A 12,991-nucleotide genomic window follows, 5' to 3' on the forward strand; every position below is an offset into this window, starting at 1 on the left:
GCCACCGCCGCGTCCGCGACCGCCCGCAGCGTCGCGGCCAGCAGCTCCGCCGGCCGGTACGCGCGCCCGCGCAGCTCGACCGTCTCCTCGTCGACCCGCCGCTTCGGGTTCGGCTCGTAGCCGGCCGGGTCGGCCTGGGCCAGGCGCTGCGCGTCCCGGCCGACGTGCAGGTGACCGTCGGCGTCGGCGTACACCCCGGACGGCAGGATCGGCTGACCGTCCACCAGCAACGGCCGGGTACGCCCGTCCGGCCGGCGCAGCACCGCCACGGTGTTCGAGGTGCCGAGGTCCACGGCGAGCGCGAAACCGTCCTGCTGGCCTGACATCCGTCGCTACCTCCACCCGACGAGCCGATGTCCGGCCCCGCATCGTACGCAGCCCGCGCCGCCGGGCGACCCGGCCGGTGCCGGAAACGGGGTGGCCCGATCGGGTCGCCCGCGCCTACCGTCGCCGCCATGAAGGTGCTCTCGGTCAACGTCGGCCGCCCGCGACCCAACCCGTGGAAGGGGATCGGGGCCACCGGCATCGACAAGCGGCCCGTCGACGGCCCCGTTCCCGTCACCGTGCCCGACCGCAAGGGCACCGGCCAGGTCGGGCTGGCCGGCGACCGGGCCTACGACGTGGCCCATCACGGCGGCCCCGACCAGGCGGTCTACGCGTACGCCCGGGAGGGCCTGGACCGCTGGGAGGCCGAGCTGGGCCGGGCGCTGCCGAGCGGCGCCTTCGGGGAGAACCTGACCACCTCCGGCGTCGACGTCGACGGCGCGCTGATCGGCGAACGGTGGCGGATCGGGGCGGACCTGGTGCTGGAGGTGTCCTGCCCGCGCATCCCGTGCGGCACGTTCCAGGGGTGGCTGGGCGAGCACGGGTGGATCAGGCGGTTCACGCACGCGGTGCGGCCCGGGGCGTACCTTCGGGTGGTCACTCCCGGCAGCGTGCGGGCCGGCGACCCGGTCGAGGTGGTGCGCCGGCCGGACCACGACGTGACCGTGGCCGTCGTGTTCCGGGCGACGACGCTGGAGCCGGAGCTGCTGCCCCGGTTGCTGGTCGCCGACGCGCTGCCCGGGGAGGACATGGAACGGATCCGCCGTCGACTGGACGCGTTCGCGGCCGGGGCGGCGCACGACCGACCCCGGGAGGGCCGATGACACCCGACGACGAGGCGTTCCTGCGCCGTGCCGTGGAGCTCGCCGACCGGGCCGGGGCGTCCGGCGAGCGGCCGTTCGCCTCGCTGCTGGTGGGTCCGGACGGCACGGTCCTGATCGAGGACCACAACACCGTGGTGTCCGACTCGGACGTCACCGCCCACCCGGAGCTGAAGCTGGCCCGCTGGGCCGCCCGGGAACTGACCCCCGACGTGGCCGCCGGCACCACCATGTACACCAGTTGCCAGCCCTGCCCGATGTGTGCGACCGCGATCGGCGTGTCCGGCCTCGGCCGGGTCGTCTACGCCCTGTCCAGCGAGCAGTTCGCCGCGGTCCGGCCGGCCACCCCGGAGCCGCCCCCGGTGCGCTACGAGGGACCGGCGCTGTTCGACGAGGCACGCCGGCCGATCGAGGACCACTACTGACGCACCGGATCCGCCGTCGGGGCAACCTTCCCGCGCCACCGCGCCGTTCACCAGTCATGGGACGGGGAGACGTGGCGCGGTGAAGCGCGCCGACGAGGACGAGTACCGGCAGTTCGTGACGGCCCGCCTGGAGCCGCTGCGGGTGACGGCCTACCTGCTCTGCCGGGACTGGCACAGCGCCGACGACCTGGTGTCGATCACCCTCGGGAAGCTCTACCGGCACTGGCGCCGGGTCCGCGCGGTGGAGAACCCGGACGCCTACGTCCGGGCGGTGCTCACCAACGTCTGGCTGGACGAGCGGCGCCGGCCGTGGCGGCGGGAGCGGGCCACCGCAGACCTGCCCGACCGGGCCGACCCGGCGGCGTCCGACGCCGCCCCGGCCGACCGGGCCCACCTCCTCGCCCTGCTGTCCCAGCTGCCGCCGCGCCGCCGCGCGGTGATCGTCCTGCGGTTCTGGTGCGACCTGTCGGTCGAGGAGACGGCACAGGCCCTCGGTGTCAGCGCGGGCACCGTCAAGAGTCAGGCGGCGCGGGGCCTGGAGAGCCTCCGGGTGCTGGCGCGGAACGGAGAGCGCTCATGATCGACCAGACGGACTTCCGGCAGGCGGTCGGCGAGATCCCGCCCACCTCCGTCGACGTGGAGCGGATCATCCGGGACCAACGCCGTCGGCACGCGCTCACCCGGACCGCGCTCGGCGCGGCTGTCGCCGCGGCCGTGCTCGGGGTCGTCGTCCCGATCGTCGTCGTGGCCGGCCCCCGACCGGGCCCACCCGCCGCGTCGCCCGCCCCGACGCCGTCGTCTGCACCGACCCCGCGCCCGGCGCCCGGTACGACGTTCGGCGCGACGGACCGGGCTCTCTTCGCCGCCCTGGCCCGCGAGGCCCCGGACGTCGGGTGGATCACCGAGGACTGGCCGTCCGACGGTGACGTGGTGACCTGGCGCTCCACGAACTCGACCTCGCCGTACTTCGGTCAGGGCCCGATCCGCGCCGGGGACCGCACGGGATACTTCGTGCTCCAGATCGAGCGGGACTGGGACCGGCGGGTGGCCTTCTGCGTCCCGGGGACAACCGGCAAGGCGCGCTGCGCCGAGAGCGTCGGCCCCGGGGGCGAGAAGGTCACGACCTGGTCGAACGAGGCGCCGCTCACAGCGTCGGCCCGCAACCGGGCCCGGGGACCCGGCGCGACGCCGGTCGGGCCGCCCGGCGACCGGTTCGCGTCCGTGGGCGGGGTCGCCGTGGAACGGCCGGACGGAACGGTGCTGATCGCCGACGTGGTGGCCGACGGGGAGAGGTCGCCGCTGACCGTCGAGCAGTTGACCGCCATCGCCCTGGATCCCACGGTCCGGCTCTACTGACCTCGTCCACCGGGCCGGATCCCGCTCGCCGCGGGCCCGGCCCGGCGGGCAGGACGCCGCCCGGCGCCGCGGTCCGGGCGCGACATCGACGCCCCTTGCCTCCCCGCGCATCGACGGTAGTATCCCTTCGTTTTGTGTTGTCACGGGGAGGAAAAATCCATATGCGATGGAAGTTGTCGGTCGGCGTCCTCATGGCGCTGGCCGTTCTGATTCCGGCGGCGCCGGCGACGGCGCGAGCCGCCACGCCGGGGCTGGACGCGGCCTGCCAGACGGTGGAGCGCAAGGTGTTCAAGGACCTGCGTGAGTTCGTCACCATCGACCTGGACACCGCCACCAACACGCAGGTACGCCTGTTGGCGAACCAGATCCTGGCCGAGGCGAACGCCGAGTCGTTGCCCGTGCTGCCCCGCGCCATCCAGGAGCGACTGGACGGCACCGCGGACGAGCTGCGCGCGTTCCTCAAGACGGACATGCAGAAGGCGTGGTCGACCGATCTGCGGATCTCGGTGGCCCGGACGTTGGTGGATGCCGGCGCGAATGTGAAGGCGGCCGCCCAGAAGGTGCTCGACGCCCCCGACGTCGACGTCTACCTGGCCTACCTGAACGACGGGGTGTACGACGCGCGGGAGCTCGACTGCGCGTCCCAGCCCACCGCGACGCCGACCGCCTCGCCCACCGCGACGCCGACCGCCTCGCCCACCGCGACGCCGACCGCCTCGCCCACCGCCACCACGACCGTCGCGCCGACCCCGGTGCCCTCCGACAGCCCCGCCGCTCCCGGCGGTGAGGGCGGTGGGCTGCCGGTGACCGGCGCCGCCACGGCGACCGTGGCCGGCGTCGGCGGTGCGCTCCTGCTCGTCGGCGCCGTGGTCTACCTGATCGGACGCCGGCGCCGTTCCCGTTTCGTCGCCTAGCCCGCACGACCTGCCCGGCCCGACGCTTCGTCGGGCCGGGCACGGTCCGCCGAGCTTCTCCGTACCTCGCCGCGACGGCGGGCTCCCGGCCCCGGCGACGGCTCGTGACCGGGCCGTGGCGGGCCCCTGACCCCGCTCGTGCCATCGCGGCGGCGGCCCAGGGCCGCGACCCGGGTCCGATGGTCGTGTCGAGCAGTTCCCATCGCGTTCACGTCGGCCACGACATCGTCAAGGTCGCCGACGTGGCCGGGCACTCGCGCTCGTCGCGGATCATTCGCGGATTCGGGGCAGGGTCGCCGTGGCTCCGGGAGGACTGTGCCGGCTCAGGGTCACTCCCCGTGTCCTGCTGGCGTTCCTGAGCTGACTGGTGCGGCCACGGGCTGCTTCGAGCCGTCGACTGCTGCGTCTCCTGTCTGCCGCGCTGGTCGACCGACTGGTCGGATGACCCTCGACTCACGTCGCACGACATGCCGCGGCAGGCGCTGACGCTGCGGATCTCCTGGTCAGGCAGTCGCAGACCGTCCGGATGGTGGCCGCTTCGATTGCGCCTCGTGCCCGCTCGCGCCCCCTGTGCGCCCCGGCCACCTGCCCACGGATGGCCCGCGCCGCGCCTTCGGGGTAAAAGGAAGACCATGGGGATACGTCTCGGTAGTGTCGTGATCAATTGTTCCGATCTTGAGGCCATGACGAAGTTCTGGGCCGCTGCGCTGGATCTCACTCCTGGTCCCGGCAGCGATGATGGCCGCTTCCGGGTGTTGCGTGGGCCTCGTGTCAACGTCTCGCTACAGGTCGCGGCCAGTCCGGTCAGCGCCCGCGATCAAATGCACTTCGATCTCTACAGCGACGACCAAGAGGGTGAGGTGCAACGCCTCGTCGGACTCGGTGCCAGTTACGTACGGCACGACGACGATCCGAGGGACCCCTACGTCGTGCTCGCCGACCCCGAAGGCAACGAATTCTGCGTGTGCGCCAGAACGACGATCGATTGAGGTGGGTCCGTCGTAGCCCGGCAGACCCGGCGCAAGGGCGGCCAGAGCAGCCGATGGCCCACGGATGGCCCGCAAGATCGGAGCGGGGGAGTGGCCGACCGGCCCAGGATCGGGGGAGGCAGCCTCTGACCTGGGCCGGAGACCGGTGGAGCGGGCGACGGGAATCGAACCCGCACCGTCAGTTTGGAAGACTGAAGCTCTGCCATTGAGCTACGCCCGCGAGCGCCCCACGTCCGCGGGGCGCGCCCGACAGCGTACCGAATCCCCGACCCGGACGCGCAGCGGTATACCTCCGCCGTCCGGGCCTGCAAGATCAACGGGAGCTGTCCCCGGGCCCGCCGCCGATCGAGGCGGCGGATGCGGCCCACCCGGTACGGCGAGCCGGGCGCGCCCCGTGGCCCCGGCGTGGGCGCGGACGGCATACACTCTTCGTCGCCACGGGGTGTGGCGCAGCTTGGTAGCGCACTCGCTTTGGGAGCGAGGGGCCGTGGGTTCAAATCCCGCCACCCCGACTGTCGTTCGCGACCGGATCGTCCCGGGAACCGCCGGTTTTTCCGCGCGGGCCCGGGCGCTGCCCGTGCCGCAGCCCGACTCGCCTACACTCGATGGGCGCAATCACGCCCCAGAATCGACACCCAGATCCGTCAAGGAGTACGCCTGTGAAGAGCACCGTCGAGACTCTGAGCCCGACGCGCGTGCGGCTCGCCATCGAGGTGCCGTTCGTCGAGCTCGAGCCGAGCCTCAGGAAGGCGTACCGGGAGATCGGCCAGCAGGTCCAGGTTCCCGGCTTCCGTCGGGGCAAGGTTCCCAGCGCGGTGATCGACCAGCGGGTGGGCCGGGGGACCGTCCTCAACGAGGCGATCCAGGAGGCCATCCCGCAGAACATCCTCGCCGCGGTTCGCGAGCACGACCTCAAGACGCTCGGTCGCCCCGAGGTCGACATCACCGAGTTCAACGACGGTGACTCGCTCAACTTCACCGCCGAGGTCGACGTCCGTCCGGAGATCACCCTGCCGGACCCGGCCACCATCGAGGTGACCGTCGACGAGATCGAGATCGCCGACAGCGAGATCGACGACCAGGTCAACAGCCTGCGCGAGCGTTTCGCCACGTTGAAGACCGTCGAGCGGGCCGCCCAGGAGGGCGACTTCGTGCAGATCGACCTGAACGCCACGGTCGACGGCGAGGAGGTCCCGGGCGGCTCGGCGAGCAACATCTCGCACGAGGTGGGCAGCAAGCAGCTCCTGCCGGGCCTGGACGAGGCGCTCGTCGGCCTGGCCGCCGGCGACAGCACCACCTTCACCACCCAGCTGGTCGGTGGCGACTACGCCGGCCGCGACGCCGACGTGGCGGTGACCGTCCGCACGGTGAAGGAGAAGGAGCTCCCCGAGCTCGACGACGACTTCGCGCAGATGGCCAGCGAGTTCGACACCATCGAGGAGCTGCGCGGCGACCTGCGGGAGCGGGTCACCCGGGGCAAGCAGGTCGAGCAGATCTACGCCGCCCGCGACAAGGCCCTCGAGCAGATGGTCGCCGCCGCCGAGGTGCCGGCGCCGGAGGGTGTCGTCAAGGAGGAGGTCGAGAGCCGCAAGGCCGCGATGGTCGACCAGCTCGAGCGCATCGGCGCCTCCCTGGAGGAATACCTCGCCGCCGAGGAGAAGACCGAGGAGCAGATCGACGCCGAGCTGACCGAGGCGGCGACCGACGGCGTCAAGATCCAGCTGCTGCTGGACACCCTCGCCGACGCCGAGGACGTGCAGGTCTCCGACGACGAGTTCGGGCACGAGATCGTGCACCGCGCCCAGCGCGCCGGCATGGCCCCGCAGCAGTACTACGACCAGCTGGTCCGCTCCGGCGCCGCCGCTGCCGTCTTCGGTGACGTCCGCCGGGGCAAGGCGCTCGCCGCGGTGATGGAGAAGATCACGATCAAGGACGCGGCGGGCAACGAGGTCTCCCTCGACGCGCTGCGGGCCCAGAACGAGGCCGAGCACGACCACCAGCACTGATCGTCAGGGCGTCGGCCGCCGTCCCGCGCTGCGCGCCGGGCGGCGGCCGAAACCCTTTCCGGGGTACGCCGTGCGGGTGACTGCGCTGAGAGCGAACAGTGCCCCGACCGGGAGTACGCCTACCGGCCGAGCGGTTAGTGTCGGGTAGGACGGTACGGAGAGCGAAGGGCTGCCATGACCGACATGCACATCCCCAAGAAGTCGCTCCGGGCGATCGAGGCCCGCGGTGGCGACTCCATTGGCAACCTCGACGACTCGGTCTACAACCGGTTGCTCAAGGAACGGATCATCTTCCTCGGCAGCGAGGTGAACGACCAGGTGGCCAACCGCATCTGCGCGCAGCTGCTGCTGCTCGCGGCGGAGGACCCGGACCGCGACATCTTCCTCTGGATCAACTCGCCGGGTGGCTCGGTCTACTCCGGCATGGCGATCTACGACACGATGCAGTACATCGACAACGACGTGTCGACCGTGGCGATGGGCATGGCCGCCTCGATGGGCCAGCTGCTGCTCTGCGCGGGCACCAAGGGCAAGCGCTACGCCCTGCCGCACGCGCGGATCATGATGCACCAGCCCTCGGGCGGTCTGGGCGGCACCGCGTCGGACATCGCGATCCAGGCCGAGCAGATGCTCTACACCAAGCGGATGTTCCAGGAGCGGGTCGCGCACCACACCGGCCAGACCCAGGAGCAGATCGAGGCCGACTCGGACCGCGACCGTTGGTTCACCGCCCAGGAGGCCATGGACTACGGCTTCATCGACAAGGTGATCATCGGAGCCGCCCAGGTTCCCGATGGCGCCGGGACCCTGAGCTGAGCGAGGAGCTGACGATGACCGACCTGAGCCTGCCGCCCCAGTTCGCGGCCGTGCACAACCGCTACGTGCTGCCGTCGTTCGTCGAGCGCACGTCGTACGGGATGAAGGAGTCCAACCCGTACAACAAGCTCTTCGAGGACCGGATCATCTTCCTCGGTGTCCAGGTGGACGACGCGTCGGCCAACGACGTGATGGCCCAGCTGCTGACGCTGGAGGGCACCGACCCGGACCGCGACATCATCATGTACATCAACTCGCCCGGCGGTTCCTTCACCGCCATGACGGCGATCTACGACACCATGCAGTACGTCCGCCCCGACATCCAGACCGTCTGCCTCGGGCAGGCGGCCAGCGCGGCGGCGGTGCTGCTCTCCGCGGGCACCCCGGGCAAGCGGATGGCGCTGCCGAACTCCCGGATCATCATCCACCAGCCGGCCACCGAGGGCGGCTACGGCCAGGGCTCGGACATCGAGATCCAGGCGCGGGAGATCCTGCGGATGCGGACGCAGCTGGAGGACATGCTGTCCCGGCACTGCAACCGCCCGATCGAGCAGGTCCGCAAGGACATCGACCGTGACAAGATCATGACGGCCGAGGAGTCCAAGGAGTACGGGCTGGTCGACACGATCCTGACCAGCCGCAAGAAGGGTCTGCTGGCGTCCCACGCCGCGGGCTGAGCAACGCGGGGTCGGAGGTCGGTCGGGGCATCGTTCCCGGCCGACCTCTGACACACCCGTTTTGGGGGTCGGAGAAAACCCGGCCACCGGGTAACGTCGGGTCCGTACCGCTCCGCGGGTCGGATCGGGTGGAGCCGACAGCATGGTGGAACGACAGGACGGACGAGCGCCTCGGGCGCTCGCAGGTCAGGGCCGGCGCTCCGGCCGACGAGTGCAGGGAGAACGTAGGTGGCACGGATCGGTGACGGCGGCGACCTACTGAAGTGCTCCTTCTGTGGCAAGTCGCAGAAGCAGGTCAAGAAACTCATCGCGGGCCCCGGCGTCTACATCTGCGACGAGTGCATCGATCTCTGCAACGAGATCATCGAGGAGGAGTTGGCCGAGTCCGGCGAGGTGAAGTGGGAAGAGCTTCCCAAGCCGATGGAGATCTGCCAGTTCCTCGACAACTACGTCGTGGGTCAGGAGCAGGCCAAGAAGGCGCTCGCCGTCGCGGTCTACAATCACTACAAGCGGATCCAGGCCGAGGCGGCCGGCGCCCCCGGGTCGGGCAGCGACGGCGTCGAGCTGGCCAAGTCCAACATCATGCTGCTCGGCCCGACCGGGTGCGGCAAGACGCACCTGGCGCAGACGCTGGCCCGGATGCTCAACGTCCCGTTCGCGATCGCCGACGCCACCGCGCTCACCGAGGCGGGCTACGTCGGCGAGGACGTGGAGAACATCCTCCTCAAGCTGATCCAGGCCGCCGACTACGACATCAAGCGCGCCGAGACCGGCATCATCTACATCGACGAGGTCGACAAGATCGCCCGCAAGTCGGAGAACCCGTCGATCACGCGTGACGTCTCCGGCGAGGGCGTGCAGCAGGCGCTGCTGAAGATGCTGGAGGGCACGGTCGCCAACGTGCCGCCGCAGGGCGGCCGGAAGCACCCGCACCAGGAGTTCATCCAGATCGACACCACGAACGTGCTGTTCATCTGCGGTGGCGCGTTCGCCGGCCTCGACCAGATCATCGAGGCCCGCACCGGCTCCGGCGGCACCGGCTTCGGCGCCCGGCTCCGGTCGGTGTCGGAGCGGTCGACCGACGACATCTTCAGCCAGGTCATGCCGGAAGACATGTTGAAGTTCGGGCTGATCCCCGAGTTCATCGGCCGGCTCCCGGTGATCACCAACGTGCGCAGCCTGGACCGGGGCGCCCTGGTGAAGATCCTCACCGAGCCGCGCAACGCGCTCGTCCGGCAATATCAGCGCCTGTTCGAGCTGGACGGCGTCGAGCTGGAGTTCGAGCAGCCGGCGCTGGAGGCCATCGCCGACCAGGCCATGCTCCGCGGCACCGGCGCCCGCGGTCTGCGGGCCATCATGGAGGAGGTGCTCCTCTCCGTGATGTACGAGGTGCCGAGCAACCCCGACGCCGCCCGGGTGCTGATCACCCGTGAGGTCGTCCTGGAGAACGTCAACCCGACGATCGTGCCCCGCGAGTTCACCGGCCGGCGTCGCCGGGACCGCGAGGAGAAGTCGGCCTGACCGTCGCCGCGACCGCGCCCGGGTCAGCTCGGGCGCGGTCCGCGTGACCGGGTCCGCCGGTCCCACTCGCCCGACGGGGTGACCACCACCATCACGAGGCGTACCGGCTCGTCGCCGGCCACCCGGTAGCCGTGCTCCCGGTCGGCGTGGAACTCCACCGTCTCGCCGACGCGTACGTCGTGCTCGACGCCGTCCACGGTGACCGTGACGGCGCCCTCCAGCACGTACAGGACCTCCCGGGTGCCGGACGCGTGGTCGGCGGAGCGCAACTCCTCTCCCGGCCGCATCCGCCAGTCCCAGAGTTCGACCAGGTCGGGTTCGCCGAGGCCGCTGAGCAGCCGCGCGGTGCCGCCGTGCGCGCCGCGCCACAGCACCGGCGCCTCGTCCGTCGTGGTGACCCGGACCGCCTTCTCCTCCGCCGGTTCGAGCAACCGGGCGATGTTGACACCGAACGCGTCCGCCACCCGGCAGAGGGTGCCGATGCTCGGGTTGGTCCGGGCGCCCTCGATCTGCACGAGCATGCCCTTGCTGACGCCGGACCGGCCGGCCAACTCCTCGAAGGACCAGCCTCGGGCGGCCCGGAGTTCGCGTACCTGCCGGGCGACCGCGGAGGTCACGGCGCCCACGCGTCCGCCGGTTTCGGTCATCACACTGTCCTTCACGGTCAATATTGTGGTACGACTGTCGGGTGCTTCCCATTGTGCTCGCCGCCGTGTCCGCGATCGCGTTCGGCACGGCCGACTTCTCCGGGGGCAAGGCGTCCCGGCACGCCGACCCGATCGCCGTGACGGTCGTCTCGCAACTCCTCAGCCTGCCGCTGCTGCTCGTCCTCGTCCTCGTCGTGCCCGGCACACCGGCGCCGCTCGACCTGGCCTGGGGCCTGCTCGCCGGCGTCGCCGGCGCCGCGGGGGTCATGCTGCTCTACCGCGCGTTGGCCACCGGTGTCATGGCGGTCGTGGCACCGGTCACCGCGATCACCGCCGCGATCGTGCCGATCGTCGCGGGCCTGCTCCTGGCCCACTCCCCGGGCGCCCTGGCGCTGGGCGGGGCCGGGCTGGCCGTGGTGGCCATCGCGCTCGTGAGCCTGGGGGAGCGGGGTGGTTCCGGCCGACTCTCCGGCCGGGTGATCGGGACCGCGCTCGCCGCCGGTCTGCTCTTCGGCATCTTCTTCGCGCTGCTCGGCCAGGCCGACGAGAGCGCCGGCATGTGGCCGGTGCTGGCGGTACGCGCCAGCTCGATCGCCTTCGGCCTCGCACTCGTCGCCCGCACCGGGGCCCGACTGCGACTCGGTCGACGGGTGCTCGGCTGGGCGGCCGCCGCCGGTCTGCTCGACTCCGCGGCGAACGCGCTCTTCCTCGCCGCCGCCGGAAGGGGACACCTCAGCGTGGTCGCCGCGATCGCCTCGCTCTACCCGGCCAGCACCGTGCTGCTGGCGCTCGCCGTCGACCGGGAACGGCTGCGGCCGGTGCAACTGGCCGGGCTGGGATTCGCCGCCGCCGCACTCGTGCTCGCCAGCGTCTGAGCCCTGTCGCGCACCGGCCTCCGCCCGTACCCTCGGGTCATGCGCGTCGCCGTCTGCCAGCTCAACGCCCGCGACGACCGGGCGGCGAACCTCGCCGCCGCCGAGGCCCTGCTGGTCCGGGCCGCGTCGGCCGGCGCCGACCTCGCCGTCCTGCCGGAGTACGTCGACTACCTCGGCCACGCCGACCGGATGCCACCGGCCGAGCCGGTGGACGGCACGGTGGGGGGCTTCTTCGCCGAGACCGCCCGACGGCTCGGCATGTGGGTGGTCGCCGGCTCGTTCCACGAGGCCGGGCCGGACCCGGCGCACACCTGGAACACGTCGCTCGTCTTCGACCGCGAGGGCACGCTCGCCGCCGCCTACCGCAAGATCCACCTGTACGACGTGGAGATCCCGGGCCGGGTGTCCTACCAGGAGTCGGCCACGGTCGCACCGGGGGAGAAGCCGGTAGTCGTCGACGTCGAGGGTCTGCGGGTCGGGCTGTCCATCTGCTACGACCTCCGGTTCCCCGAGCTCTATCGACTGCTCGCCGTCGACGGCGGGGCCGAGCTCCTGGTCGTCCCGGCCGCGTTCATGGCGCACACCGGTCGTGACCACTGGGAGGTGCTGCTGCGGGCCCGCGCGATCGAGAACCAGTGCTTCGTGGCGGCGGCTGGCCAGACCGGTGACCACGACCCCGGGCGGACATGTTTCGGGCGCAGCATGGTGATCGACCCGTGGGGGACGGTGCTGAGCCAGGTTCCGGACGGCCCGGGCCTGACGGTGACCGAGCTGGACCTGGACCGGCTGAGGACGATCCGCGCCGAGCTGCCGAGCCTGGCGAATCGCCGGCTCTGAGCCGTCAGCTCCCCAGGAGCACGCCCACGACCGTGAAGCCGGCGATCGCCGCCGCGCAGACCAGGAGGGCGGTGGTCATGCGGGACGGTCCCCGCCGGACCAGACGGCCCACCGACAGCAGCAGCACGGCGAGGACGAAGGCGCCGATCACCAACTGCCAGAACGGCAGCAGGAGCCCGAGCAGAGCCTCTTCGGCGAGCACCGGGAGCCCGGTCAGGTCAACCATGCCGACCACTCTGGCACGGCAGCTCGGCGTGCGGGTCCCTCCGCGGGGGCGGAATCCAGCGGCCGTCCGCCCAGGGCAATGACGATCATTGATTTGCCTTCCGGAGGCGGTCCGCGTAACTTTCTCTCTGCACGCGGGAGGCCGGGGCAAACCGGCCGAGAACGGGCGCCAGGCTGGTGGCGGGAACGCCGAGCCAGACTGAGGATTCGGGCGGTGCTCGACACTCCGGGAACACGGGGTTGCGAATGCGAAGCCGACCGGGTAGAGTGCGAAAGCCGGCAGGGAGCCGGGCGGGTGGCCGTGAGAGCGGCGCCGGCCGGTCCGCCGGAAACCACGGGAGAAACGAACACCGGACTCGGTGAGCGTCAGCGTGGATCGGGTCGAACCAAGTTGATCACCTCGAACACGAGGTTGACAACGAAAGTCGAACCGAGTAAGTTAGAGAGGTTGCCCCAAGCGGGGGTTCTACGGTGTAGGGCTTCTGGTTGGTGTGTGGTTGTTCTTTGAGAACTCAACAGGGTGCTTGTAAAGCCAGTGCCAATTGTTTTATACCCCGG

Annotated in this window: 14 protein-coding genes, 2 tRNA genes and 1 pseudogene; 13 read left to right on the plus strand and 4 right to left on the minus strand. The window is 71.3% G+C overall.

Annotated elements, in window-relative coordinates; all coding sequences use genetic code 11:
- Positions 1–326, minus strand: a pseudogene (locus HUW36_RS13970) (Hsp70 family protein); the annotation flags it as partial.
- Between the two features lie 129 nt (positions 327–455).
- Between HUW36_RS13970 and HUW36_RS13975 the strand changes: the two are divergent.
- The 6 genes from HUW36_RS13975 (at position 456) to HUW36_RS14000 (ending at position 4,829) form a co-directional block, all read left to right on the plus strand.
- On the plus strand, positions 456–1,148 hold the full coding sequence (locus HUW36_RS13975; protein ID WP_174528561.1) for an MOSC domain-containing protein: 693 nt from the start codon (positions 456–458) through the stop codon (positions 1,146–1,148).
- A complete protein-coding gene (locus HUW36_RS13980; protein WP_174528562.1) occupies positions 1,145–1,570 on the plus strand; it encodes a nucleoside deaminase in 426 nt (141 codons plus the stop codon). The genes HUW36_RS13975 and HUW36_RS13980 overlap by 4 nt, the downstream gene beginning before the upstream one ends.
- Before the next feature lie 79 nt (positions 1,571–1,649).
- Positions 1,650–2,150 (plus strand): SigE family RNA polymerase sigma factor, encoded by a 501-nt coding sequence (locus tag HUW36_RS13985; RefSeq protein ID WP_174528563.1) that lies wholly within the window; start codon positions 1,650–1,652, stop codon positions 2,148–2,150.
- Complete coding sequence (locus tag HUW36_RS13990; RefSeq protein ID WP_174528564.1) at positions 2,147–2,926, plus strand: hypothetical protein; 780 nt, start codon at positions 2,147–2,149, stop codon at positions 2,924–2,926. The genes HUW36_RS13985 and HUW36_RS13990 overlap by 4 nt, the downstream gene beginning before the upstream one ends.
- Before the next feature lie 161 nt (positions 2,927–3,087).
- On the plus strand, positions 3,088–3,840 hold the full coding sequence (locus tag HUW36_RS13995; RefSeq protein WP_174528565.1) for an EGFR-like transmembrane domain-containing protein: 753 nt from the start codon (positions 3,088–3,090) through the stop codon (positions 3,838–3,840).
- A gap of 632 nt (positions 3,841–4,472) precedes the next feature.
- Entirely contained in the window at positions 4,473–4,829 is a 357-nt protein-coding gene (locus HUW36_RS14000; protein ID WP_174528566.1) for a VOC family protein, read from the plus strand.
- Between the two features lie 146 nt (positions 4,830–4,975).
- Here the strand turns inward: HUW36_RS14000 and HUW36_RS14005 are convergent.
- Positions 4,976–5,049, minus strand: a tRNA-Gly gene (locus HUW36_RS14005).
- Between the two features lie 218 nt (positions 5,050–5,267).
- Between HUW36_RS14005 and HUW36_RS14010 the strand changes: the two genes are divergently transcribed.
- The 5 genes from HUW36_RS14010 (at position 5,268) to clpX (ending at position 9,849) form a co-directional block, all read left to right on the plus strand.
- Positions 5,268–5,341, plus strand: a tRNA-Pro gene (locus tag HUW36_RS14010).
- Between the two features lie 147 nt (positions 5,342–5,488).
- A complete protein-coding gene (gene tig, locus HUW36_RS14015; protein WP_174528567.1) occupies positions 5,489–6,835 on the plus strand; it encodes a trigger factor in 1,347 nt (448 codons plus the stop codon).
- Between the two features lie 174 nt (positions 6,836–7,009).
- On the plus strand, positions 7,010–7,651 hold the full coding sequence (locus HUW36_RS14020; protein ID WP_174528568.1) for an ATP-dependent Clp protease proteolytic subunit: 642 nt from the start codon (positions 7,010–7,012) through the stop codon (positions 7,649–7,651).
- 14 nt (positions 7,652–7,665) lie between these two features.
- Positions 7,666–8,328 (plus strand): ATP-dependent Clp protease proteolytic subunit, encoded by a 663-nt coding sequence (locus HUW36_RS14025; protein ID WP_013288034.1) that lies wholly within the window; start codon positions 7,666–7,668, stop codon positions 8,326–8,328.
- A 228-nt stretch (positions 8,329–8,556) separates the two neighbouring features.
- On the plus strand, positions 8,557–9,849 hold the full coding sequence (clpX, locus tag HUW36_RS14030) for an ATP-dependent Clp protease ATP-binding subunit ClpX (protein WP_089158259.1): 1,293 nt from the start codon (positions 8,557–8,559) through the stop codon (positions 9,847–9,849).
- A gap of 23 nt (positions 9,850–9,872) precedes the next feature.
- Here clpX and HUW36_RS14035 read toward each other — a convergent pair whose 3' ends face one another.
- A complete protein-coding gene (locus tag HUW36_RS14035) occupies positions 9,873–10,496 on the minus strand; it encodes a helix-turn-helix domain-containing protein (protein WP_174528569.1) in 624 nt (207 codons plus the stop codon).
- A gap of 41 nt (positions 10,497–10,537) precedes the next feature.
- Here HUW36_RS14035 and HUW36_RS14040 point away from each other — a divergent pair, with 41 nt between their 5' ends.
- Complete coding sequence (locus HUW36_RS14040; RefSeq protein WP_174528570.1) at positions 10,538–11,371, plus strand: EamA family transporter; 834 nt, start codon at positions 10,538–10,540, stop codon at positions 11,369–11,371.
- A gap of 39 nt (positions 11,372–11,410) precedes the next feature.
- Entirely contained in the window at positions 11,411–12,208 is a 798-nt protein-coding gene (locus tag HUW36_RS14045) for a carbon-nitrogen hydrolase family protein (protein WP_174528571.1), read from the plus strand.
- 4 nt (positions 12,209–12,212) lie between these two features.
- Here HUW36_RS14045 and HUW36_RS14050 read toward each other — a convergent pair whose 3' ends face one another.
- Positions 12,213–12,434, minus strand: a complete 222-nt coding sequence (locus HUW36_RS14050; RefSeq protein ID WP_174528572.1) for a hypothetical protein — start codon at positions 12,432–12,434, stop codon at positions 12,213–12,215.
- Positions 12,435–12,991: the final 557 nt, after the last annotated feature.

The organism is Micromonospora maritima (assembly GCF_902825405.1).
In the GTDB taxonomy this organism is placed as follows: Bacteria; Actinomycetota; Actinomycetes; order Mycobacteriales; family Micromonosporaceae; genus Micromonospora; species Micromonospora maritima.